This is a genomic window from Bradyrhizobium sp. SYSU BS000235 (assembly GCF_049747295.1).
Classification (GTDB): domain Bacteria; phylum Pseudomonadota; class Alphaproteobacteria; order Rhizobiales; family Xanthobacteraceae; genus Afipia.
Genome location: NZ_JBMHJM010000004.1, coordinates 1 through 20,920, shown reverse-complemented (window position 1 = coordinate 20,920; position 20,920 = coordinate 1). Strand labels below are relative to the sequence as shown.

Annotated in this window: 22 protein-coding genes and 3 pseudogenes; 12 read left to right on the top strand and 13 right to left on the bottom strand. The window is 55.4% G+C overall.

Annotation, left to right across the window (positions count from 1 at the left end; all coding sequences use genetic code 11):
• The first annotated feature begins 210 nt into the window (after window positions 1-210).
• Window positions 211-723, top strand: coding sequence for a hypothetical protein (locus ACP0KA_RS27750; RefSeq protein WP_424632185.1), 513 nt, complete (start codon window positions 211-213; stop codon window positions 721-723).
• Here the strand turns inward: ACP0KA_RS27750 and ACP0KA_RS27745 are convergent.
• Entirely contained in the window at window positions 701-1,135 is a 435-nt protein-coding gene (locus tag ACP0KA_RS27745) for a hypothetical protein (RefSeq protein ID WP_424632184.1), read from the bottom strand. The two genes, ACP0KA_RS27750 and ACP0KA_RS27745, sit on opposite strands and share 23 nt — an antisense overlap.
• 194 nt (window positions 1,136-1,329) lie before the next feature.
• Here ACP0KA_RS27745 and ACP0KA_RS27740 point away from each other — a divergent pair, with 194 nt between their 5' ends.
• From ACP0KA_RS27740 to ACP0KA_RS27725, 4 genes are all read left to right on the top strand, one after another.
• A complete protein-coding gene (locus ACP0KA_RS27740; RefSeq protein WP_424632183.1) occupies window positions 1,330-1,674 on the top strand; it encodes an H-NS family nucleoid-associated regulatory protein in 345 nt (114 codons plus the stop codon).
• Window positions 1,671-1,934: a hypothetical protein gene (locus ACP0KA_RS27735; protein WP_424632182.1), complete on the top strand. Its 264-nt coding sequence runs from the start codon at window positions 1,671-1,673 to the stop codon at window positions 1,932-1,934. Before ACP0KA_RS27740 ends, ACP0KA_RS27735 begins: the two co-directional genes overlap by 4 nt.
• A 65-nt stretch (window positions 1,935-1,999) precedes the next feature.
• Window positions 2,000-2,203, top strand: coding sequence for a hypothetical protein (locus ACP0KA_RS27730; RefSeq protein WP_424632181.1), 204 nt, complete (start codon window positions 2,000-2,002; stop codon window positions 2,201-2,203).
• Window positions 2,204-2,527: 324 nt separating this feature from the next.
• A complete protein-coding gene (locus ACP0KA_RS27725; protein ID WP_424632180.1) occupies window positions 2,528-2,827 on the top strand; it encodes an H-NS family nucleoid-associated regulatory protein in 300 nt (99 codons plus the stop codon).
• A 640-nt stretch (window positions 2,828-3,467) separates the two neighbouring features.
• Here the strand turns inward: ACP0KA_RS27725 and ACP0KA_RS27720 are convergent.
• Both ACP0KA_RS27720 and ACP0KA_RS27715 read right to left on the bottom strand, forming a co-directional pair.
• Entirely contained in the window at window positions 3,468-3,917 is a 450-nt protein-coding gene (locus ACP0KA_RS27720; RefSeq protein WP_424632179.1) for a hypothetical protein, read from the bottom strand.
• A gap of 455 nt (window positions 3,918-4,372) precedes the next feature.
• On the bottom strand, window positions 4,373-5,170 hold the full coding sequence (locus tag ACP0KA_RS27715; protein WP_424632178.1) for a hypothetical protein: 798 nt from the start codon (window positions 5,168-5,170) through the stop codon (window positions 4,373-4,375).
• A gap of 382 nt (window positions 5,171-5,552) precedes the next feature.
• Between ACP0KA_RS27715 and ACP0KA_RS27710 the strand changes: the two genes are divergently transcribed.
• From ACP0KA_RS27710 to ACP0KA_RS27695, 4 genes are all read left to right on the top strand, one after another.
• A complete protein-coding gene (locus ACP0KA_RS27710) occupies window positions 5,553-6,284 on the top strand; it encodes a hypothetical protein (RefSeq protein WP_424632177.1) in 732 nt (243 codons plus the stop codon).
• Entirely contained in the window at window positions 6,281-6,580 is a 300-nt protein-coding gene (locus ACP0KA_RS27705) for a hypothetical protein (protein ID WP_424632176.1), read from the top strand. Before ACP0KA_RS27710 ends, ACP0KA_RS27705 begins: the two co-directional genes overlap by 4 nt.
• 296 nt (window positions 6,581-6,876) lie before the next feature.
• Window positions 6,877-7,080, top strand: coding sequence for a hypothetical protein (locus tag ACP0KA_RS27700; protein WP_424632175.1), 204 nt, complete (start codon window positions 6,877-6,879; stop codon window positions 7,078-7,080).
• Complete coding sequence (locus ACP0KA_RS27695) at window positions 7,073-7,393, top strand: hypothetical protein (protein WP_424632174.1); 321 nt, start codon at window positions 7,073-7,075, stop codon at window positions 7,391-7,393. The genes ACP0KA_RS27700 and ACP0KA_RS27695 overlap by 8 nt, the downstream gene beginning before the upstream one ends.
• A 238-nt stretch (window positions 7,394-7,631) precedes the next feature.
• Here the strand turns inward: ACP0KA_RS27695 and ACP0KA_RS27690 are convergent, their stop codons facing one another.
• Window positions 7,632-7,919, bottom strand: coding sequence for a hypothetical protein (locus tag ACP0KA_RS27690; protein WP_424632173.1), 288 nt, complete (start codon window positions 7,917-7,919; stop codon window positions 7,632-7,634).
• Window positions 7,920-8,012: 93 nt separating this feature from the next.
• Window positions 8,013-8,357, bottom strand: coding sequence for a KTSC domain-containing protein (locus tag ACP0KA_RS27685; RefSeq protein WP_424632172.1), 345 nt, complete (start codon window positions 8,355-8,357; stop codon window positions 8,013-8,015).
• Between the two features lie 296 nt (window positions 8,358-8,653).
• On the opposite strand from ACP0KA_RS27685, the gene ACP0KA_RS27680 reads away from it, so the two are divergent.
• The gene (locus ACP0KA_RS27680; RefSeq protein ID WP_424632171.1) at window positions 8,654-8,776 is read left to right on the top strand and encodes a hypothetical protein; all 123 of its coding nucleotides are present in this window, start codon (window positions 8,654-8,656) and stop codon (window positions 8,774-8,776) included.
• Between the two features lie 1,813 nt (window positions 8,777-10,589).
• On the top strand, window positions 10,590-10,916 hold the full coding sequence (locus tag ACP0KA_RS27675; RefSeq protein ID WP_424632170.1) for an MbcA/ParS/Xre antitoxin family protein: 327 nt from the start codon (window positions 10,590-10,592) through the stop codon (window positions 10,914-10,916).
• A gap of 338 nt (window positions 10,917-11,254) precedes the next feature.
• Here the strand turns inward: ACP0KA_RS27675 and ACP0KA_RS27670 are convergent, their stop codons facing one another.
• The 8 genes and pseudogenes from ACP0KA_RS27670 to ACP0KA_RS27635 all read right to left on the bottom strand — a co-directional run bounded on the left by ACP0KA_RS27670 (window position 11,255) and on the right by ACP0KA_RS27635 (window position 19,732).
• Window positions 11,255-11,542, bottom strand: a complete 288-nt coding sequence (locus ACP0KA_RS27670) for a hypothetical protein (protein WP_424632169.1) — start codon at window positions 11,540-11,542, stop codon at window positions 11,255-11,257.
• A gap of 1,787 nt (window positions 11,543-13,329) precedes the next feature.
• Window positions 13,330-13,883: pseudogene (locus tag ACP0KA_RS27665) on the bottom strand (flavin reductase family protein).
• Window positions 13,884-14,028: 145 nt separating this feature from the next.
• The gene (locus tag ACP0KA_RS27660; RefSeq protein WP_424632168.1) at window positions 14,029-16,152 is read right to left on the bottom strand and encodes a catalase; all 2,124 of its coding nucleotides are present in this window, start codon (window positions 16,150-16,152) and stop codon (window positions 14,029-14,031) included.
• Window positions 16,153-16,232: 80 nt separating this feature from the next.
• A pseudogene (locus ACP0KA_RS27655) lies at window positions 16,233-16,607 on the bottom strand (SOS response-associated peptidase family protein); the annotation flags it as partial.
• A gap of 222 nt (window positions 16,608-16,829) precedes the next feature.
• Window positions 16,830-16,991, bottom strand: a complete 162-nt coding sequence (locus ACP0KA_RS27650; RefSeq protein ID WP_424632167.1) for a hypothetical protein — start codon at window positions 16,989-16,991, stop codon at window positions 16,830-16,832.
• 450 nt (window positions 16,992-17,441) lie between these two features.
• A complete protein-coding gene (locus ACP0KA_RS27645) occupies window positions 17,442-18,614 on the bottom strand; it encodes a PHB depolymerase family esterase (RefSeq protein ID WP_424632200.1) in 1,173 nt (390 codons plus the stop codon).
• Window positions 18,615-18,988: 374 nt separating this feature from the next.
• On the bottom strand, window positions 18,989-19,180 hold the full coding sequence (locus ACP0KA_RS27640) for a hypothetical protein (protein ID WP_424632166.1): 192 nt from the start codon (window positions 19,178-19,180) through the stop codon (window positions 18,989-18,991).
• Window positions 19,181-19,405: 225 nt separating this feature from the next.
• A complete protein-coding gene (locus ACP0KA_RS27635; RefSeq protein WP_424632165.1) occupies window positions 19,406-19,732 on the bottom strand; it encodes a low affinity iron permease family protein in 327 nt (108 codons plus the stop codon).
• Between the two features lie 244 nt (window positions 19,733-19,976).
• Between ACP0KA_RS27635 and ACP0KA_RS27630 the strand changes: the two are divergent.
• Window positions 19,977-20,749: pseudogene (locus tag ACP0KA_RS27630) on the top strand (potassium channel family protein).
• Window positions 20,750-20,920: the final 171 nt, after the last annotated feature.

The following is a 20,920-nucleotide window of genomic DNA, read 5'->3' as shown; positions in this document are numbered from 1 at the left end:
CGTTTCTCGCCACGGAAGGGCTTTGCCTATGTCGGATAAATTGCTGGTGAGTGTGTGGGGGCTGAGTATCAGCGCAGAAAGGCTTTGGGGAATAGCTGCGGCCATCATCATTGTCGGTATCGTGGCGATCGTGGTGCGGGGTTGATGAGAACTGCTGTCGAAGCGCGCTCATCTGCGCTAAAAAGGCTAATACTGCTTCGGGGGCTTTAGATGGATGTTGATCAATTTTTGAAGTCAGCACTAGCCTTATACCATTCGGCGCCGTCTTTCGTTATTTGGAGCGCCCCAATCCTTGTTGGTGGCTATATCGGGTTTCTATGGTCGGGCTATGGATTTGGAAGATGGGTTCATAACGCCGAACTCGCGGGATTAAAGGCAAGCAACGAGGCGCTAAAGGCGCAAAGCGAGGCGACCCGAACCTCAAACGAGGTGCTGAAGGATAAGGCAAGTGTCCTCGAAGAGCGGGTCAAGCTTGCTCAGGAGCAGGCTGCAGACGCCAAAAGCAAGGCCGAGGAATTCAAGGCTGAAGCGGACGAACTTAAAGATAAATTTTCCAGTGAGTTCGCAAGTGTTGGACTACAAGACGCCATTTCTCATCTCGATATGAAAGCGTCAAACATCGTCTCCGCCAACAATGCGGTTTCAGCCACACTCGGTGGCGAAAAGATCGTGTGGTTTGGCGGCGGCCATCAGGTGACACTCAGTAAGAACGATCAGAAATAGGCTGCGTCCCGCTTGTCTCGCTCTGCTTGGCTTCAAGGGCGGTGATGTAGTTGCGAGGAGCTTCACACTCGTTTGTCGCTATGAAGTAGCCTGGGTGAAGAGACTCGATTGCCCTTTGCACCTCCACGCTCCTTACAGGAGCGGCTATGGGCTGGTTCATGGCTGCGGCAGTCCTAGCGGCCAATTCGTAATTGACGCGCCCCGCAAATGCTGAGGCGGTCTTTGTGCCCAACTTTTCCGGCCGAGCACGGACACCGTAATCTGCCGAAATAAGCGGGGGGCGCATGGATTGATAGAATGATTTACGGAGAGGCCGTTCGGCTGCATCGACAGCGCGGCTAAAGGCTTGGCGCTCGATGCCAACAACACCTTCGAAGCTGACGGTGCCTTCGTGAATAGTCTTGGTTTGCATATTGATTTCTTTCCTTGAACAACTGAATCGTGCTCCGGAAAGTTGTATACCGCAACGATTAATCGCAAAAAGAATGGAACGCTGCGTAAATCTTGTTCAAGGAAAGTACGCAAGCGCTCCGACCTCAAACTCTCACAGCGTTTGACTCCCTGCAACCATGCTTTAAGCCTTTGGGACGTTATAGGAGGCGTTCCATGCCTAAAGCTGCTCAATCCATCACCAGCCAGTTCAAAGCCCTTACAATCGAGGAACAGGCAGCCGTGCTGCCCCAACTGGTAGCTGTTCATGAGCAAAGCCGCGCGCAGCGTATCAAGTTGCTCGAAGCAGAGATGGCACAGCTCCGCCGAAAGGACGTGAAGTCATTCATCCGTCCAGTGGTGAAGAAGACACGCGCGAAGCCACAAGCCACTCATCGCAGCAAGAAGGACAGGACGTTGACCTGGTCGGGGCGCGGCTCGATGCCGCGTTGGATGCGTGATGAGATGAAGACGCTTAAATTGAAACCTGATGCTTTCCTAATCGCCAAGAGCAGACAGTGAGCTTCAAATTCTGGGAATATGAGCACGAGGTCGTTGTAAGCGCGCCTGAATTTAAGGTCGATCGCCTTGACCGCCTGGCTGGAGGTCGGAACGGCGGCTGGGGAATGGAGTTCGAGGGTGATTGCATGAGGTATCGCTTCGAGCATCTCATAGATGCCCTCATGTTCGCTATTTATTGCAATGTGGAAGTAGTCGAAGCACCAGAACGCTATTGGTCGCTCGGCTTGGACGAATCTGCCCCCAACGGAGGACAGGCATGAGGAAAATCATTTCGGGATTTGATGAAGGTGCTGAAGTTGAAGCCGGATGCTTTCCTGATTAAGCGATGAGCAACAATTCATTTTCTGAAGTCATCAAACCTGACCGCCCATCGCCGCAACGATTGCGCGAACTATGTGATGCTGCAGACAAGATTGCTCCCAAGGCATGGGCCATTCAGTGGATGCAGGGTGAGGTGTACTTCAGGTTCAAAACCGTAGAACAGGCTGGGCAGTTCGCCTTCATCTCGTACACGGGGATAAAATATTGATTGCCAGGATTCTCTGATTGCGAGAGGATTCGTTTAATACGTGATTTCGTTCTTAGGCGATTTTTCACATCCACCCACCGGATGTCACGAAATAGTGGAAGCTCTGTTCCGTTATGGGCGAAGGCGTCCATTGGTAGGGAATAGCTCTGTTACCAGCATGTAGCCACTGACGAGGCTGCTCGGCTGGCAGATGGTTTAGGACCTAGCCGTTCCGTCAGTCAGCCCCGTGCAGTTGCCGGGGCTTTTGTTTGCCCTCTCATGCACTTGCGCGTCTGTTGAATGGTGGAACGCAAAGCCTAGTCTGCTGACAACGGAGAATAGGCGATGAGCAAAATCATCTCGGACTTTAAAGCCCTGAATCTTCAACAACAGCACGAGGCATACCCGCAAATCACCGCGGCCTATAACGCTGCGAAGGAGGCGAGACGACAAGAATTGGAGGCAGAAATTCGCGGCCTTGGCTTTAAGCCAGGCGAAGGCAAGCGGCCGCCCTCGGCGACAGTCAAGTATCGGAGTCTCCGCGACCCGTCCAAATCATGGGCGGGCCGTGGAGCTGAGCCGAACTGGCTGAAAGCCGAGATGGTCGAAAGCGGGAAGTCGCTGGATGCTTTTCGTGTTGGCTAATCTCCCCTGAGCTGTGCCCAAACCGCCGTGCCGATGACTGCGATAACCGTCACGTGGAATCCGTGAAGGTACGCATCCATCAGCCTGCGCATTTCGGAGGGGTCGCCAGCGAGAATGCCGGCCGTCATTGCCATTCCGCCAGCGGCAAATGCGATGGCGGCACTTAGATAAAGTCTGTGAGGGAAGGTGTTCCCCATCTCAATCGTCCTTTTCTTTGGCCTGATTGGGAAGGGATTCCAAGCGTCAACATGCACGTTGAAGATCCCTTTGAACCCTTTCAGGGGAGGATCCTCGAACGTGCCAGCTCGCCAGAAGCAGCATTTTCGAAGAAGTCTTAGACGCAACGTGTTCGATCACCTGGGTGATCGACAGCGCAACGAGGCCTACTGACCATCTCAGCGCTCTAGCGAGCTTTCCACAGATCAACCGTGGAAACCTGGCAGGCCGTTACGGCCCGCCACCCATGAACTTAGGGAGCGCCACGATTCGCATCAAGGGGAGTGCGGAAAAAATCTTGAGGAAAATGTCCCTATAGGCGCCGACCTATTAGGGCAGGAATAAGCTGGTCACGACTCCACCGAGACCGATGCAGACGACGAACCTCATCACCTCAAGTTTCCGTAGGCGCAGCTCAAGTTCTTTATCCGTCAGTCTCGGGCCGGTGTACGGGTACTTGCGCACGTACCACTTCAACATTTTGAGCACGGCGTATCTCCTTCGCGTGTGGTGGTGCACGGCGTAGAAAAAGCTTCCGAGAGTCAACCGGCTCCAACTCCATCATATCTTCGAAGCTGTCCCAATCGTCAGAGCGGAGCGTTTCGTAACACCACAGAGGCGCACAGGGAATGAAGGTCACCGCGCACACGCCGTTTAACTCCAGCGCGATGTGAATGAGCTGTTTCACGGTCTTCTGCTGCTTCTGCGTGGTGTCGATGCTTCCAGCGGGCTGCTCAATCAGCACGCGGATGTGCTTCATGCGCATGAAATTCCGATGCTGCACCACCGTGCCGGTGCGACGGATTGTAATCGTCGGATTGGGTACATCCTCGTAGAACACGCCGAACGTAATGCGGAGGGGTTTTTCGGACATGGCCGATTTCTATTCGCGGCCGGGCAAAAGAAAAGCCGCCTGCAAAAATATTGCAGACGGCTTTGTTCACGTTGGCTCCGGGATGGGGAACGAAAGTTGTCGTTCGATAACCGCGGGCGCAAAGGGTGAAGTGCCTGGGCCGAAGGTGATTTCGACCTTTGGATTCTGTGCCGTCGCCATTTCAGCGAGCAGCAACACACTGGAGAGCTGCGTCTCCGACGGCATCGGCGGAAATCGCAGAAGACGCCGACGGGGGCTTCCTCAATCTCGGTCAGGTTATCAACGGCAGCTACCATGCCGCCATTTTCGATGAAGTGAGTGAATGACGCGCGCGGGTTCGTCACCAGCGCGAAGCTGATTTTCTGAAGCATGGTGATGTCTCTCTGTGAGTGAGAGCATCAGCATGATTCAGGAGGATGTATACCGCACGTGATTTTACGATGTATCTCGGTGCGTTAGGAGTTCGTCTGAAAACGGCTGACGATCTCGTTCGCAAGAGCTGCATCTGTCAGCGCCAGAATCTTTGCGACGACTCTCCAATCTACAGCGCGGAAGTAGTTACCTTTCAGATAGCTGGTCTGCACACCAACAACTCGGGGCGGCATCCATACCGGGCTTCTTGGTGGGAGCGCCCAAACTGAACCTCCGCTAGCACCTGGCAATTTCGGGGCCTCGACTTCATTTCCTTCGTGATCGTCCGCGATGGTACCGTACTCGAAGAATAAATCGGTTCCGCCGGGTAACCTGTCTGGGTAATCGTCGGGAGCTGCTTTGCGATCTGCATAAGCGCAAATCGACTTATACAGTTTCGAGACCTTTCCCTCGTTCTTAATCGCGTACGGAAAGCCAAACAGCACAAAATCAATTGCTTTGTCCGGGTCTAGAACATTATCGAGGCTCAAGAATTGCCACCCGCCAGAAGCGATTTTTTGCTTTGCATCGAGGTCCAAAATTTCAAGAACGCATGCGTCGTATTTATATTCACTAGGCTTTATAAGTGCGCAGTTTCCGAGGCTGATAAAATCATCACTGTAGGGCTTATTGGGTATCAAGAATTGTTCGGGCTTGTAGCCAAATTCAGTAATGGTGTGCAACGCGGTGATGAAGAACATTCTTTGTTCAACTCGAAAGAACGTTCCAGACGCAATCGGCCCATCAATTTGCTCGGGATGTTGGTAGAATACCGGCGGTGTGCGAAAGGTCATGAACCGCTCGTAAACTAGAATATCTTGCTTTTCGCGAAGCGTTGCCATGATTCTGAATCCAATTTTTGTTGACGTATACAATAGTCTGACTCACCTTCACTGCAAGGCCGGTGAGCATGGACCCTTATCGGCCCGACCATTTATGACGGTGCGTTGGTCTAACAACAGAAAGAAGGTGCATGGATGCAATCACACCTGCAATAAAGCCACGCGTTGCCGTCGAAGGGCAGTGGCGCGACGGCGGCGAGTTTAGCGTTGACCCCAAGTGGTGGTCAGAAGCTTCTCGCAACCTGGCAGGCTGGAAAAGCCGTTGGTCGGTGAATGGGATGATGCCCTAGAGCATCACAAGATGGAGGCGCGTGTCGTGGCTTGGCTTCGCGTCCATGATGGCCCCGTATCAAAGAGTTCGGCAAGCGGGTGGACGTTCGACATGTTCAAGCTTGAAAAGCCCAAGGATAATTTCACCCGCGTCTGTAACGAGCTGTTGAAGGATAAGCGTATCAGCTTTCGGGCTAAAGGCCTTTACAGCGTCATGTTCTCAAAACCCGATGACTTGGTATTTTACGAAGGCGCTCTTGTTGATGAATCAACCGAGGGCAGAGATGCCGGTCGCGCTGCGATGAAGGAACTGATCGACGCTGGCTGGGTCTCGAAAGAGCAACCTCGTGACACCCGTGGCTACATGATCCCCGCAGTCATCAGGCTCCACACATCCGTCGCCGGAAAATCCACCACTACTAAGACTGATCGAACAAATACCGATGAAGTAATTCCCCCTGTATCCCCCCAACCAACGAAAGCATCCCGACGTGGACGAGCGCCTGCAATCAGCCTCGACGAGTTTCTGCAAAACAGCGGAGGTGAGCCGCCAATCACCTTCGGTCACTACGCAGACACTCTCGGATGGTCACCAGAATTCGCAGCGATGTCTGGCGGAAATTTTGTCGATACTGGCGAAGCCCCGATGCAAGGGGTGGCGGCATTAAGCGCGACTGGCTTAGTACCTGGCAGAACTGGTGTGATGGTGAAAACAGCCGACGAGGCCGAACGAATGGCGATCGCTCTGACAGCGGACTTACTGCCGCCCTCCGTTCAAGCGTGGCTAACCGCCATGGAGCGGCACAGACTGGTGGTGGCGTCAGTGGGGGGCAGGCCCCGGTGAAACCGACGCTGACCGAGCAGGAGAGGGCAGCGGTATCCCGGTCGGTGCAATCCCTTTCTGAGATCCTTCAGCCTGCGCGTGATCGCGGGCAGGCATTGGAAATCGTCATCGGGAAGCTGTTCGCCGGCTTTAACGTCTACACCGGGGATGAGGGCAAGCTTAAAGCCCAGGTCGCGGTGTGGTGCGGGGAGCTGGAGGAATTCCCCTTTATGCAATCCGGCGTGCCGCGAAGTGCGCGGTGCGTGCAAATCAGAAGCTGCCTTCACTGGCGGCGTTCATCGCAGATGTCCGGTTAGCAATAGGGGGAAGGGTTTTGGAACGGAAAAGGCTTCTCGTTGCCCTCTAGGGCGTCGTGCAACGCAGTAAGTGTTCAAGACCTAATAATTCCGGAGGCGCGTACTCCAACTTCAAGGACACGCGCCCATGACGACTTCGTCCACCCTGCATATCCAATTCCGTTCCGCCCAAATCAAGGGCACCGGCAAACTTGGTGTCAGCCTAGCCTTTATACTAGTGATTACGCTCATTTTCGGTTCCAGCTTGACTCTCGGTTCTGGATTTGTTCTTTTGCGAGAAATCCGGGAAATCTCCAATGAAGCTCGACTTCCTGCGCCGAGAAATCGAGCGCATGCGCGTCCAAGTGCGCCGTCAACGCAAGGACATCCAAACGCTGACCGTTGCCGGAATCAGCACTGTTGCAGCCGAGGCGCTGCTCGACCGCATGCAAAACAAGGTCGATGAGCTTTGCGCTGAAAGAGACCGGCTGATTGGCGAAGCCCGGGTGGCCCGTGGCTGACTGGAAGCCGCCGGTAGGTGGCCCACACCAGGTCGCCATCAACGCCAAGCTGTACGAATCCCGGAAGGCCGAAGTGGGTGGCTTCTTCGGCCGTGAGCTGTGGCAGTCCACGCACTACTACAGCCACGACCACAACAGCTACGCGGTCTTCGCCTTCGCCGACAAAGCCGAGGCGGACCAGTTCATGCGGGCTTTCGATGGTGAGCCGTTTGACCCGCGGGATGCGGGCAGTGGCAGCAAATGGATGTACTGGTTCAAGGGAAGGGCTGCGGCCCGTGAGAAGAGACGCAGCCCTTACGATTTCAGGTGGTGACCGTTCAGAAGGCTTTCCAGCCGTCCTCGCCCTTAACGACGCGCCGGGTGAGGTCATCGCCCCGCACCGTGTAGGAGCACGTGTACCCGGGTTGCCCGGCCGACTCCGAACAGGAGACGTTACTAAGCTCTGACGGGTCGCGTCCGAGGGCGTCGGCGAGTTCGTTCGTGGAAGGCCCGCAGGAGAGGACGCTCAAGCAGGCCAGGACGGATAAGTGACGTGGCTTCATGCTTCCCCGCTAGAATGTGCTGCGACAATCGTCAGTCAGCTTGCGGGCGCGTCCATCCACAAACACGGTGTCGGAATTGACGAGCTTGCCGTGGGTTCGGTGAGGCTGGCACTTGCCGCCGAAGGCAACCGCAGCGCCTCTCCAGTTAAACCATCCGACACGGGCGCCATCGGCATAACCGACCGCACCTGTGCAGGTAGGGTCGTTGCCCATGGTTTCCTTGCGGAGGACGCATTTCGCGTGGGCAAGAGGTGAGAATGAAATCAATAGTGCCGTAGCAAGAAGTGTTCGTTTCATAAGCGCTCCTGATGAGAGGAGCGCAGAACCTATTGAGCCGCAAAAGCCACTAGGTTCGTCAACGAGAACATCGGAAATAAACTTGCGTCGTGCTCAATAAGTCGGCTTCCGATGCGTCCGGCAGTCAAACGGGCCGTCGCTGCCCGTGCCCTTAATGCTGGCGTTATAGTAGCGGCCCATCGACGGCGCATTCAGGAAGGCGTCGTAGGTCGTCGCCGGCATCTCACAGTAGGGGTAATAGGTGCCCTGGAGCTGGACCACCATGAACTGCTGCGCCTTGTCGTAGCAGGCCCGGTTGATGAAGCTGCTGCGGGTGATGTCGGTACAGGCGAAATTCTTCAGATCCAGCATGCCGTAATATTTGACGTTAATGGTCTCCGCCTCGACCCAGGTAGCACCTGCGAGCATTGCGACGGCGACAGCAAAAAATCTCAACATGATCCCTCCATGGCCAGATGAAATCACAAACTCACCAGAGGGCCAACACGACCGCATCGCGAGTTATGCACCGAAATCTGCGGGATGACGCGGGAGTTACCCTGTGTCGATGACGAGCAAATTCTCTAGCAATTCCAATACTTATATAGGGGGCGACGTGCACCACTTGCAAAACGCGGTCAGCCTGATTTTCTACGGTGTCAGCACCCCTTGCGCCAAAATTAAAAATCGTCGTTATGAGTCTTGCTGCCCGCGGCGATTCGAAGCTCTCAAGTTTTAAATGGAGAGCTACGCCAATGTCTGAGCGGCCAAAATTCCAAATCCAAATCTGGGGCATTCACGTCAGCGCTGAAGGTGTTGTCGGCATTGTCGGTGCGGTAGGCACCGTCCTTGCGCTCCTGGCCTTCTATCGGTTCTGACCGTCGATGACATCGCGACGCTTTGACAGATCGATTGACGGTGTAACGGGTGCAGCACAAGATTCGGTATCGAATTCACTGTGCCGCTCAAACCGATGCCATGCCCGAGACCTCGGGTCACTCGGTCCAGCATAGCCTTCATGCCGACTACCTATAAGAACTGGAAACGCGACTTTATCAAATGCTTCCGTACGCAACTACCATCCTCAGCCGTGATCCTCTGACATCGATCAGCTGCTGCGTGGGCCTATCGCCATCAACGACCTCAAAGCCGTGGCCCGAAAACAGCGCGTACGCAATCTCGATGCTGGGGATCAATGAAAGGGGCCTGCATACGGACCCTTGAGCGATCTCGGTCCTGCGGGAAGCCGGGTCAAGGCCGGGTGATCCAAACACCCTGGCGATCGCGGGGCAGCGACTCGGGTAGGGCGAATCAATTGTGCAAGCAGAATCTACATCGTCGCCGCACCAGTGGCCGCCGGCGCCGACACCTGCCGATAACCGGTGGATCCCAAACTCGACCTACTTGGCCGTCTACGCCTGCCGTGCGCAATCAGAGATCAAGTTCTTCCGTCAAACTTCCGACCGCGACCGTCTTGCGGGTGTCGCGTCGCTCCTATGACGGGACCTGCAGTCTTGGATGATTCCACTTGGACCCGGCCGAGGTCAGCGCGTGGACGGTTCAGCACAGAAGGGCCCGCATGATGGCGTTTTCATATTCGGTAGAATGACGATCACGTTCGGCGGCCGCCATCACGTGCTGAAGGTAAATCACTCTGTTCGGCGAGCCCTCGCGGAAATCGCCAATGTGGCAACCTTGGCCTTTCCCGCCATTGCGGCAGAGATGCCGACGTCGCCGAGATAGCAGAGGACACGAGGACGGTCGGCTTTACTGGGCGCTGGCATGCACCCAGGCCAACAAGCTGTGCGTGTCTCTGGAACCGCGACGCCATGAAGGACGCTACGTATCGGCCAAGAGAGAGCTGCTAATGCGACGAGCGACGCGGAGCGCCTGACCGCTCAGTGCCAAAATCGAGTCCAGCCGGTGCCAAAATCGACCGTGTAGGACAGGGGGAGCAACAGAAGCGGGATCGTATCCGCCGCTTCCATATCCACAATTCGCATAAGGTATATTATGGAATGCGACTGCGGTTTCATTTTTGTTGCTTTTTGGTGCTGTGCAAGCAACAGCCGGACGCATTCGGGTTAAAACGGCGGTTTCGACTGTTGCAGCGAGCGTTACAACGCCGCGGCTTCTTTTGTTTCCTCCAAATCCTGCATTGCAGCCGCATCTTGAATGAACCGTACGTCTTGGGACGGCATCCTGACGGCTTCCAGTGTCGGAACGAATATCCGTTCGCAAGGCTATGCCACGCACGCCAAGATTTGCGCCGTCAGCGATCTCTTAAAATCGAGCGAAATGTCCTTGAATTTGTTGAGAAAAAATCGGCTCGTTTGAGTTTTAATTTAGACAGCTGGCAGTGAGAAGGTCGGTTAGGGTGCTTTGCGTAAAAATCACCATGCACGAGGCACCCTTCTCCGCCTCTCCTGCGGTTTAGCCGAAGCTGGGCCTTGATTAGGCCTTTCCCGAGGATTCGATCAACTCTCCGGGGATTGAGTCACCCGACTCGATACTCCCTGATCGCCACGGGGGTTTTCTTTCAACCAGCTTAGATAGTCCCGCAGCGAAGCTCGGAATTAGGCCGCTCGCGAAGCGCGCTCCCCATAGCGCCGTAGCGAGCGAGCGGCCGGCGGGACTTGGCTCTAGGTTTTATTGAAGGCCTGGGAAAAGCGCGAGCTGAGGTGTCAGCTCATGTTCACCATCTTCCAATGGCCCGGCGGAAGCGACGGAGACGCGCGCGAGATTCTTGGCGGTTTGTCGGCCCGAACTTACGCACGCTGGAAGGCAGGCAATCCGGGACGTATGGACCGAGATCTTGCAACGCGCCTTTCGCTGTTGATAAGCATTCACAAGCGGCTGCGCTACCTCTTCGCATATCCGGAGCGCGGTTACGCCTGGATAAGCAAGCCAAACGACGCGTTTGGCGGTCGCTCGCCTGCGGAGATCATGGGACAAGGCGACGTATTTTCGTTGGCTCGCGTGCGAGCTTACTTGGATGCCGAGCGCGGCAGCTGGTAACGTCGCCAGGCGAGACCTCACCGCGTTTCTCGGCCAAGTTCGTTTGCACGTCCTCGATGATCTTGTCCGAAGCGCGAACTTCTTGTTCGACCTTCCGGACATCCTAAGTCCCGGATCGTCTCATTAGTCCCGGATCGTCTCATTCGTCGTGGAGATGAATTCTAGGCATACTTCCCGATCGTCCAAGATGCCGTTGTGAATCCCCACATAAGACTGCATTTCTTCGACCCCACATAAGGCCGACGTGTTCCTCGAGAACCTGGCCATCGGCGATGGCAGACAAGCGCGTAATGCGCGCTGGTCACGGATAGGAAGTACGAGCGAGCTTCCGCAACGAACTACTGCTGCGTCTCTGCGGGATACTCGTCAAAGATTGCCTTGATGGCGAGGTCAAACTTGGCCATCGCCGCTTGGCGGTCCGGCCGGCCAATCGCGTGCAGCTTCATCCCGGCAATTTCCGCGGTGACTTTTGCGAGCGTCCTGTCCTGGACGTCTTGGAGCGAGATATCGAGCTCCTCCGCGATGACTTCCATCAGCGCCCGGAACATGAATGTTTGGGCGAAGTATCGACCGACTTGCGCGGACGATTCCTTCGGATCCGTGTTGTCGTCAGAATTTTCAGTCATACGCCCCCACTCGGATACTGACGTTAGGAAGATGATCGGTCAGGCATCGATAATCGCCGTCAAGCGCTCGAACGTTATGCCGTCTGGTGCTGCATCGAGATAAGGCCGAACTCGAAAGCGAGCCTAACGACGCGCCATCAGCTGCTTGACGCGGCTCTTGATATCGCTCCGCGCCGCTAACGCCGAAATTTCCGTTTATCTGCCGATTGCCGTGCTGGAAACCAAAGAATCGAGAGTCGATTTCGAAACCCCGCCGAAGCGGGGTTTCTCAGTATAATCATGCGGCTGGTCCAGCATTTTCTCGCGTATTCATATCGTTACTGCTGGAGTAGGACATAGGACTTCCGTGCAGTAAGTGGCGCCGCCAGTCGTGACGCAGTAAAAGCACGTCTTGCGAGTAGAAGCGTCCGGAGATCCATCGGTCATGCGTAGATACTTGCCTTGCAGCGGAGCCCCATCGGTATCAGTTGCACTGTACTTGACGACCGTTCCATCCCTAGCCGCCCGAAGAATGACCCCCCCCCTGCGCTTTGTCGTTCGATCGTACCCGTCAACGACTCCGCGTCGGGGAAAAGCATCTCGTCGCTGATAGTGATTTCCCGGATTGATTCAAGCCTGCCGTTCATGCGCGAGCCTCCCTGATGAATGTCATTATAGGCACGGTTCCACCCAGCAATCGCAGGTGAATTCGCCGCAAATGCAGTACATGCACTCGACGTCCGCTGGAACGTCGGAGGCCTCAGTCGCATCCGTCAGGTGCATCCTGCGCACTGGAATCGGCTTTCCTGATGAATCATGGGCGGTATAACCAACGATGCGGCCACCTTCGACGTGTGCCTTAACTGTTATTCCGTCGTTCGAGGTGTGGGTGTGTGGACCATCTGATAGAGTCGGGCCGAATAGCGACTCTTCGTTTATTTTGTATCGGATTTCCGTTGGTCCTTTGCTCATGAAAAGCCTCTCTTTCCTTGGTTAAGGTCCAGATAGCTATTCCAATCACACGGCAGCCCCTATTATCCGCTCGGCTGAGAGCTAACCGTTTGCAGCACCTAGAGTGATATTAGAGCTTGCGTGAGGATGCTCGGCATGGGCACAAGGAGTGATGCACTTCAACCGTAAGACTTCGGCTCAACTTCCTGAGCTAACAATAAAAATTATAATGAACCGCCAACAAGATGCGCTGCACCAGCAGATCGCGCCCGCTAAAATTCCGTGCTGAAATCCCCACCTCCAGGGTCGTTTGAGCCTACCGACTCTTCCCCCGAAGTCATATGGAATTTTTGAAAAGTGGCTGTCATTGCGCGCGACAAATCGTCGAATTGACTACGTCATTTTCGCCAACTGATGTCGCGAACAATGTGATGATGAGAGAGGCAACAACAACAAACCGGCGGCGTCTGCGGGCGGTGGTAGCCGCTCCGGGATTCGAACCCGGAACCCTCCCGTTATGAGCGAGCCGAGCAACCAAGACGATCTAGATAAATCAGATAGTTAGCTGCTATCCGCACGCGTTTATGCCTATCTATAGCGACCGTTTCATTGGCGAAACATTGGCGGGGGTTTCTACCGCACCTTTTGTCCGGGGAGGGACGCATCCAGCGAGGGCGAAGTCATCCCCCTCGTTGCACAACAGCTGACAGACTTATCAGTTAATCTTCCGAGTGTTGGAGAGCGCGGTACATCGTTCCCGCTGCCCCACGGACGTGGCGACTATTTCCATCACGGATCTCCGACGCCCGATCCTCTGGATTACCAAGGGCTGGCGGACGCCGGGGGCAATCAGCAACCTATCGCAGCATCTCCGGTCTAAAATCGGAACGCCGGCTAATCATTTTGCCGGACACCATGAAAACACCATCACCTGTGTAGTGGGGGTGTTTTGGCGATGAGGCGAACGTGCGCTTTGACTACCTCAAAGATAAAAAAATTGTACTTATCGACCGACGCATCATCGTGCATTCGGCATTCGAAGCTTGCGTGGCACTCGCTAATGAGCGGCGCATCGACCAACGGCATCTTCCGCAGTGAGGCCGAATTGGACGAACTTGTCGACTTCGCTCCCGGTCGTGTTACCGATCCCGACTACGATGTCTGTGAGCGCAGTCGTCGGCAGATTGATGACGCATTGGCCGGTGTTGCGGATCATCTGAAAACTGTGACTTCCACTCGATATCATTAACCCGATCAGCGCCGGTGAGAACTCCAGAATCGTCTGCCAACCGAGCGTCATGATGTTGGTTTTCCCTTCCCACCTCGATGACACCAGCACGATCGGTCCCGGCTCCAGGTATCGCCGGACTTTGCTTACCTGAAAGTCACTCTTCTTCGCTGATGTTGGCATAGGACCACCTTCGACATTTTCCTAGCAGCTTGGCCTGCGGGTATCTGTGAATTCAAAAGACGCGCCGCCCTTTTCCCACAACGGAGTGCTTCCGACGCGTTTCCGCAGAAATGCTCGGCCACCGCGCAGCGCTACTCTGGAAGACCTACGGAAGTTTGACGTTGGGCTCACGTCCCCACACTCTGAGCTTTCCAAGTTCTTCGACAAAAGCCTTAGCCTCCTTTGCCCCAGCAAGGGAAATGCAACCTTCGTCGAGATCCTCGCTCATCACCCCTGCCTTCTCCAAAAGCGGAAGTGCAGTTTCGACATAGGCTATAAATTTGCAGTGAGCATAGGCATCCGCGACAAAGTCACGCGCGGTCGATTCTTGCATGAGGTCGTCCATCGCCCCTTCCGCTGCCAACAGCGCAACGGCATCATAAAGGACGGACGGACCTCCATCGATCATCTGGTCAGCGTCGATCCAGCTTCCATCACTGGCCCCAGCACCTGTCACCGTCGGAGCGATAATCTCAAAAGTCGCTCCAGCCTTTGCCACCGCGGCCTTAAGGGCATTGAGAATAGCTGCATCCGTCCCTTCCGTAATGAGAATGCCCAGCTTCCGCCCTTCGAAACGCTGAGGTCCCTTTTCAACGATGCTAAGGGCTGGTGAAGGCTCAAGATCCTGGCGGGTCGGCATGGCCGCATCGGCAGGCTTCGGCATGTTCTTAAGGCCGAGCGCGGTGCCAACCTTGTTCGCCAAAGTCTCATCAATGTTCAAGAGATGAGAAATCATGCGCTCCCGGATCACCGGCGTCTTGACCTTGCTAAGTTCAAAGGTGAGAGCGTTGGCGATGTGGCGCTGCTCACCCATGGTCTGGCTGATAAAAAACTGGCGGGCCTGGCTGTAATGATCTGCAAAGCTCTCGGCGCGCAACCGGCGCTTGGGCCCCTCTTCGACATCAGCAAAGGAAGTAAAGCCGCGCTGCGGGGATTCGCGCGGACCCTCGCCAAAGGAGTTTGGCTGATAATTCGCGCGTCCGACGGGATTGCGGATCGCCATGTGCCCGTCTTGCTGGAAGTGCGCAAACGGGCATTTCGGCGCATTAATCGGGATGTGCGTAAAGTTCGTGCTCCCGAGCCGCTTGAGCTGAGTATCGAGGTAAGAAAAATTGCGGCCTTGTAGAAGTGGATCGTTGGAGAAATCGATGCCGGGCGGCACATTCTGCGTCATGAACGCAACTTGCTCGGTTTCGGCGAAGAAGTTGTCCGGCATCCGATCCAGAACGAGACGGCCCACTGGGATTGGCGGCACCAGCTCTTCTGGAATGAGCTTGGTCGGATCAAGCACGTCGAATTCGAAGCCATCAGCGAAATTCTGATCGAACAGCTGGAGCTGCAACTCCCATTCCGGGAAATTGCCGCTCTTGATTGAAGTCCAGAGATCGCGGCGATGAAAATCCGGGTCGGCGCCGTTAATCTTGACGGCTTCGTTCCAAAGAACCGACTGAAGACCAAGTTTGGGCTTCCAGTGGAATTTCACGAACGTCGATTCGTTCTTGGCATTCACCAGTCGGAACGTGTGGACCCCGAACCCCTCCATAAAGCGAAAGGAGCGCGGTATGGCCCGGTCTGACATCACCCACATGATCATGTGCATGCTCTCGGGTGTCAGACTGATAAAATCCCAGAAATTGTCATGCGCGGATTGTGCCTGAGGAAATGCGCAGTCGGGCTCTTCCTTGACGGCGTGGATGATGTCGGGGAATTTGATGGCATCCTGAATAAAGAAGACCGGGATATTGTTTCCCACGATGTCCCAGTTGCCCTCTTGAGTGTAGAGTTTAACGGCAAAGCCGCGAACATCTCGCGCAAGGTCAACGGATCCCTTGCTACCCGCGACCGTCGAGAACCGGACAAATGCCGGAGTGCGTTCGCCCTCGCGCTGAAACAGATCGGCCCGGGTGTATTTCGAAAGCGACTTGTAATTCTCAAAAAAACCATGAGCCCCATAGCCGCGAGCATGCACAACGCGCTCCGGAATGCGCTCGTGGTCAAAGTGGAAAATCTTCTCTCGAAAATGGAAGTCCTCAATCAACGTCGGCCCGCGTGGACCGATCTTTAAAGAATTTTGATCGTCGGAAACCGGACCGCCTTGAGCCGTGGTCAAGACCGGAACGTCGCCCGCTGCAATCTGATGCAGCTCGCCCCCTTCTCCACGTGCGAGTTTCTGATCGTGAACGGTTGCTACCCCGCCCGTTGAACCGTTGGGCCTCTTTGCTTTCGCCACGGCAGCTCCTCAAAATGTCGGATAAACTCAACAGGTAACCCATCGCAGACACGTCCGTTCCTTTGGGGGGCTGAATGTGGTTACAAAGGGCTGTGAGTGCTTGCAGGAAAGGTGTCGCAGTTGCCGTGGGCGACATTGACCACTGATAAATCGCTCCCTTCGCGAACCGTATCCGCCTCCAACGATCCCTCAGGAAGCGAACGCAGCAGTTCCGCTTGCGGTTTGGTAAAATAAATCCAGTGCGCCCAATCTTCGAGCTCCAGCACGACGACCTGTCTATTGTGATAAGGTTCAACATCCGGGCTTGGCTCTGTCGTCAGCATCGTGAAGGCAGGAAGCTCACCGTTCTTGCCCTCTCGCCAAAGTCCGGCGATTGCCGTGAAGGGCGACCCACTCAGCGTGAAGCGATGCTTGGCTTTCGGATATTTCTTTCCCGTGAATTCGAAGAACGCTGAGCCGAGCGCGATCGCCGGGAACAAGCTATCGCAAAGGCAAAAGCCGCGATCGAAGAAGCAAAGCGGGGCCATGAAAAAATAGTGCACGAAATTGAAACGCGACGAGCCGCACTGGACAAGCGCTATGAAGCCGAGGAAGCGCGCTGGGAAAAGCAGAAGGAGAAATTAGATCGCACTCTGCGCCCGGTCAGGAGTTGAGCGCGGCAACTTCAAGACCGACGATCAGTGCGTGTTGGTTTTATGCCAGCGCTCGAGGTCGTCGGGTGTGAGTTCGCCGGGATCTTGCTCCTTCTCAACAGGCTGCTTCCAAGGCTCGTTGGTTTGCTCAAAAGTCTTCTTGTCGGTCCGTTGCCGCAGATCGCTGTTTGGTTTTTCTCGATCCATTTCGCTGCTTCCCTGTCGTGCGGTTCACTACCGACCTATCTGGAGATCGGGCGTTCATTTGGCTCGTGGGGAAAGTTCTCACTGATAGATCTTTTCGTCTCCTTTGAGACGGTAAGCGGAGCTGCGATAGCTAGGATCATCGCCAAAGCCGCAACGATCCCAGCCATAAAATAAAAGGGCTTTTTCATTAATCCTCACTTCGGAGGCTAATCTCGTCGAGCCGAGCTTGTTCCCTTCAAGACAGGCCTGTCGTCCGACCACGCGGCGAATCCGACCAGTGCGTCGAAACAGTGCAAGCTGCTGACGAGAGACGTCATATCCGGTAGCGCGGCGTCGGGTTCGGCAACACGTCACTCGTTCATATAGTTTTCCAAATGTGATCGTCCGATCGGCGCTTTGTTGAGGCTTTGCGCCGCCCAGTTGGGCTGCTGCGTCTTCATCATCGCGCCTTCACTTCATCAAACCAGCCGCTGTGAGGGCCCGCGTGATCACTGCATTGACATCGATGCCGCCTTCGCGCCTCCGGGTTCTCGATCCAAACCCGCCTGTGTTCGATTGTTTCCGTTGATCGTTCGGAACCCCTTCAAGTACCGGCGGCGTTGTTGTCAACGACGTCTCTCGGGCTTTGTGAACTTTCCCGGTCAGACCGAAAAACTTCGCAATATGAAACGATGAAGATATTCCCGCCTCGATGAGAAACGCTCCTTCGACGCCGAATTGCTCGCCGCTTTCCGCAATCCCAAGCGGTGTGCCATGCGCCATATTGCTGATCGTGAACGATTCAACAGCTGTCTGTCCGTCGGAGTTTTGCCACGACTTGCGTGGATGGCCATCGACCATGTCTTCCGACATTGGCAAGAGTGGAAGTCCGTGCACGTCCAGCCATTGCTTGATGATCTCATCCGCGTTGACCGGGTTGACGGTTCGATCAGCACTTCCATGCCAAATCGATAATTTCGGCCAGGGACCTTTATGAGGTGAAGCACGCCGAACCAGATCTCCCAGTTCACGGTTCGAACGATACGGGACCTGGAACATCCCGCTGAGCGCTTCCTTCACATTGCTCGCGACGCCGTATGGAAGACCCGCGATGATCGCGCCTCCTGCAAAGACCTCGGGATACGTTGCAAGCATGACGGTCGTCATCGCGCCGCCGGCGGATAAACCAGTCACAAAAATGCGCTGCGGATCGATACCGTGCTTGCGCACGATGTGATCGATCATTTGACGAATGGAAAGCGCCTCGCCGCTGCCGCGGATCGTGTCTTCGGGATTAAACCAGTTGAAGCAACCGTTGGCGTTGTTCGTTGCCGTTTGCTCGGGCATGAGAAGCGCGAATCCGTAACGCTCCGCCAACGTCGACCACCCCGCTCCCGCATCGTACCCGCGAGCGTTCTGCGTGCACCCATGAAGGACAACAACCAGTCCGCTTTTTGGAGGAATGCCGTCAGGCACAAACGAAAGCATTCGCAAGTTGCCGGGGTTAGAACCGAAGCGCGATGTTTCGATCAATGGACTGTGGGCACCACCGGCTCCGGGGGATCGATAAAATCTGCCCAATCCTGCTATTTTGTCCAGCTTGGGAAGGCGTCGAAGAAACTCGATGTTTTTTGCTAGGGACACGGCAGTTCCTTTGTGAAAGAGACTACCAACTGCCACGAAGCCAGGAAGTTGCTGCACTGCACACAAAAAACACGAAGCTTCAGGAGCTGGTTTCTTAGTGGCGGGGAACTGAACGCGCAGCCGAGTGCTTACAAGGGCCACCGACTCGCGGTAACGGAACGTGCGCAGCAGATTTTACTTGGCCTCTTGCCAAACGTTCGATCCGTCCAGACCGGATTCGTGCGGATGGCTCTCAGGATCGGCTGGCCGTGCACTGCAAATCCACGAAGCCAGCCGGTACCTCACGTCCCGCGAACTCCGGAGTGAGATATGTCTAAGATACTGACTTCAGCTCTAGTCGCGTTGCTCGTCACCGCCTCCGTTCCCGCGCTGGCTCAGGGCTCCGGAAGCGGAAGTGGCGGCGGCTCGGCCGGCAGCAGCGGATCCGCTTCCGGCTCGGCAAGCGGCGGGGGCACTGGCACATCGACGGCTCCTTCAGCTAACACCACTGGTGCTGGCGCTGCTTCCGGCACGACCTCAGGTACGAACCCGAATAATAGCGTCAATTCAAACAATGCTGCCGCCACCTCGCCTTCCCAGGCCAGTCGAAATTCCGGTGTGGGAACAGCGCCAAATGGCCGACCAGTCGGAAGCCCTGGCTCCGGCTTAGGCTCGCCAGAGCAACCCATCGACAGCCGCGTACGCTGAGAGAACCCTGCCTGACACTAGCCTTATGCCGCGGAGGCTTTAGCAGGATTTGGCGGAGCTGGACGCCGCATTCCACGCGCCAGCCAGTTTCATCCACGTATCAGCTAATCATCAGACCGCTCGCCTTCGCGGATCTTCTCAATGTCTTCAGGCTCTTTTTCATCGAGACGGGTTAAATCATTCCTAGCCGCTTTGTGGACGTGGAGCAGTTCATCCAACTTAGCTTGCAGAGCCTGCGTGTCCCGATGTTCAGATCGTTGAATCACGAGGGTCATGCAAAGCGTGAGAACTGTTGTTGCGGCGTGCCAATCAAAAGATTCGTGGTCGAACAGGACCCATAGGATGACGTAGCATCCCAGCGCGGCGAAGGCTGCGGGGCGCGCAGTCCACGTCCCAGCATTAGTAAGAAATCGCGTCGACCATTGCGGCATATTGATGAACGGACGAAGCAGCTGAGGGTTCCGTTAGTACATTGCCTGCTAGTCAGTTTGCTCAGCCTTCGATCCTGGCCGATCGTTCGATGCTAAGTCTTTACGAACCCACTGCCATGGTGGAGTTCTCTGATACCGGGGCGAGCGCGACGGATCGGTTCATCGGAGAAACGCGGATGGCTCTCTATGATCTGCCTGTCTAAGCTTCGACATCCGAGGCAGCTGAATCGGTGAAGTTGTCGCCATGACCTCCGCGTCACTCCAGAAGCAGATCCGATCTCTCTACGAGGGTGCAACACCGAGCGGCATCTTCTTCCGTTATGCTCTGCTCGCGTTCGATATTGTTACGGTGCTGTTTATTATCGCAACATCGTTCCTGCCCTCCAGCCAAGTTATTGAAACCCTCGACGTTTTGTTCGGGCTCGTGATCCTTGCAGACTTTTCGGCCCGCCTACTTGTTAGCCGGCATCGGCTCCGCGACTTCACGCGCCTCTCAACCTGGACCGACATCGTCGCGATCGTTTCATTCCTAGCGCCCCTCGCGGGCGAAGCCGGCGGCTTTCTCCGTATTTTGCGCACGTTGCGGCTGTTGCGCGACTATCAGATGTTGGTGCGGCTGCGGGTCGATAGCCCCTTTCGGCGCAACGAGGAGGTGATCTTTGCCGTCACCAACCTCGCAGTGTTCATCTTCGTGATGATGCGGTCGTTTACGAAACCCAGAAGTTTCGCAATGACCAGATCGCCAATTATGCCGATGCGCTGTATTTCACCGTTACGGCGCTGACGACGACTGGCTTTGGCGACATTACCCTGCATGGCACGGTCGGCCGCTTAATTTCAGTGGTGATCATGATTTTTGGCGTGACCTTGTTCTTCAATCTCGCCCGCGCGCTCTTGACGCCGAGCAAGGTGCGGTTTCCCTGCCCAACCTGTGGGCTCCAGCGCCACGATAGCGATGCTGTGCATTGCAAGGCGTGTGGCACGGTGTTGAACATTCCCGATGAAGGCTTGACCTAGCCGCCTCCCGGCAAACTGAAACCGCAGCTCATATTCAGCAATGGCTTACACGGCGGAAGCGCCTTAGGTGCCTCGGTTTCGAGAACAACCTTCCTAAATTTGTGCGTCTACCTCGATTTACCCTTAAGAACGCTGAGCCGTCCGTCGCCTTCCAGAGTTGCCAACTTTATC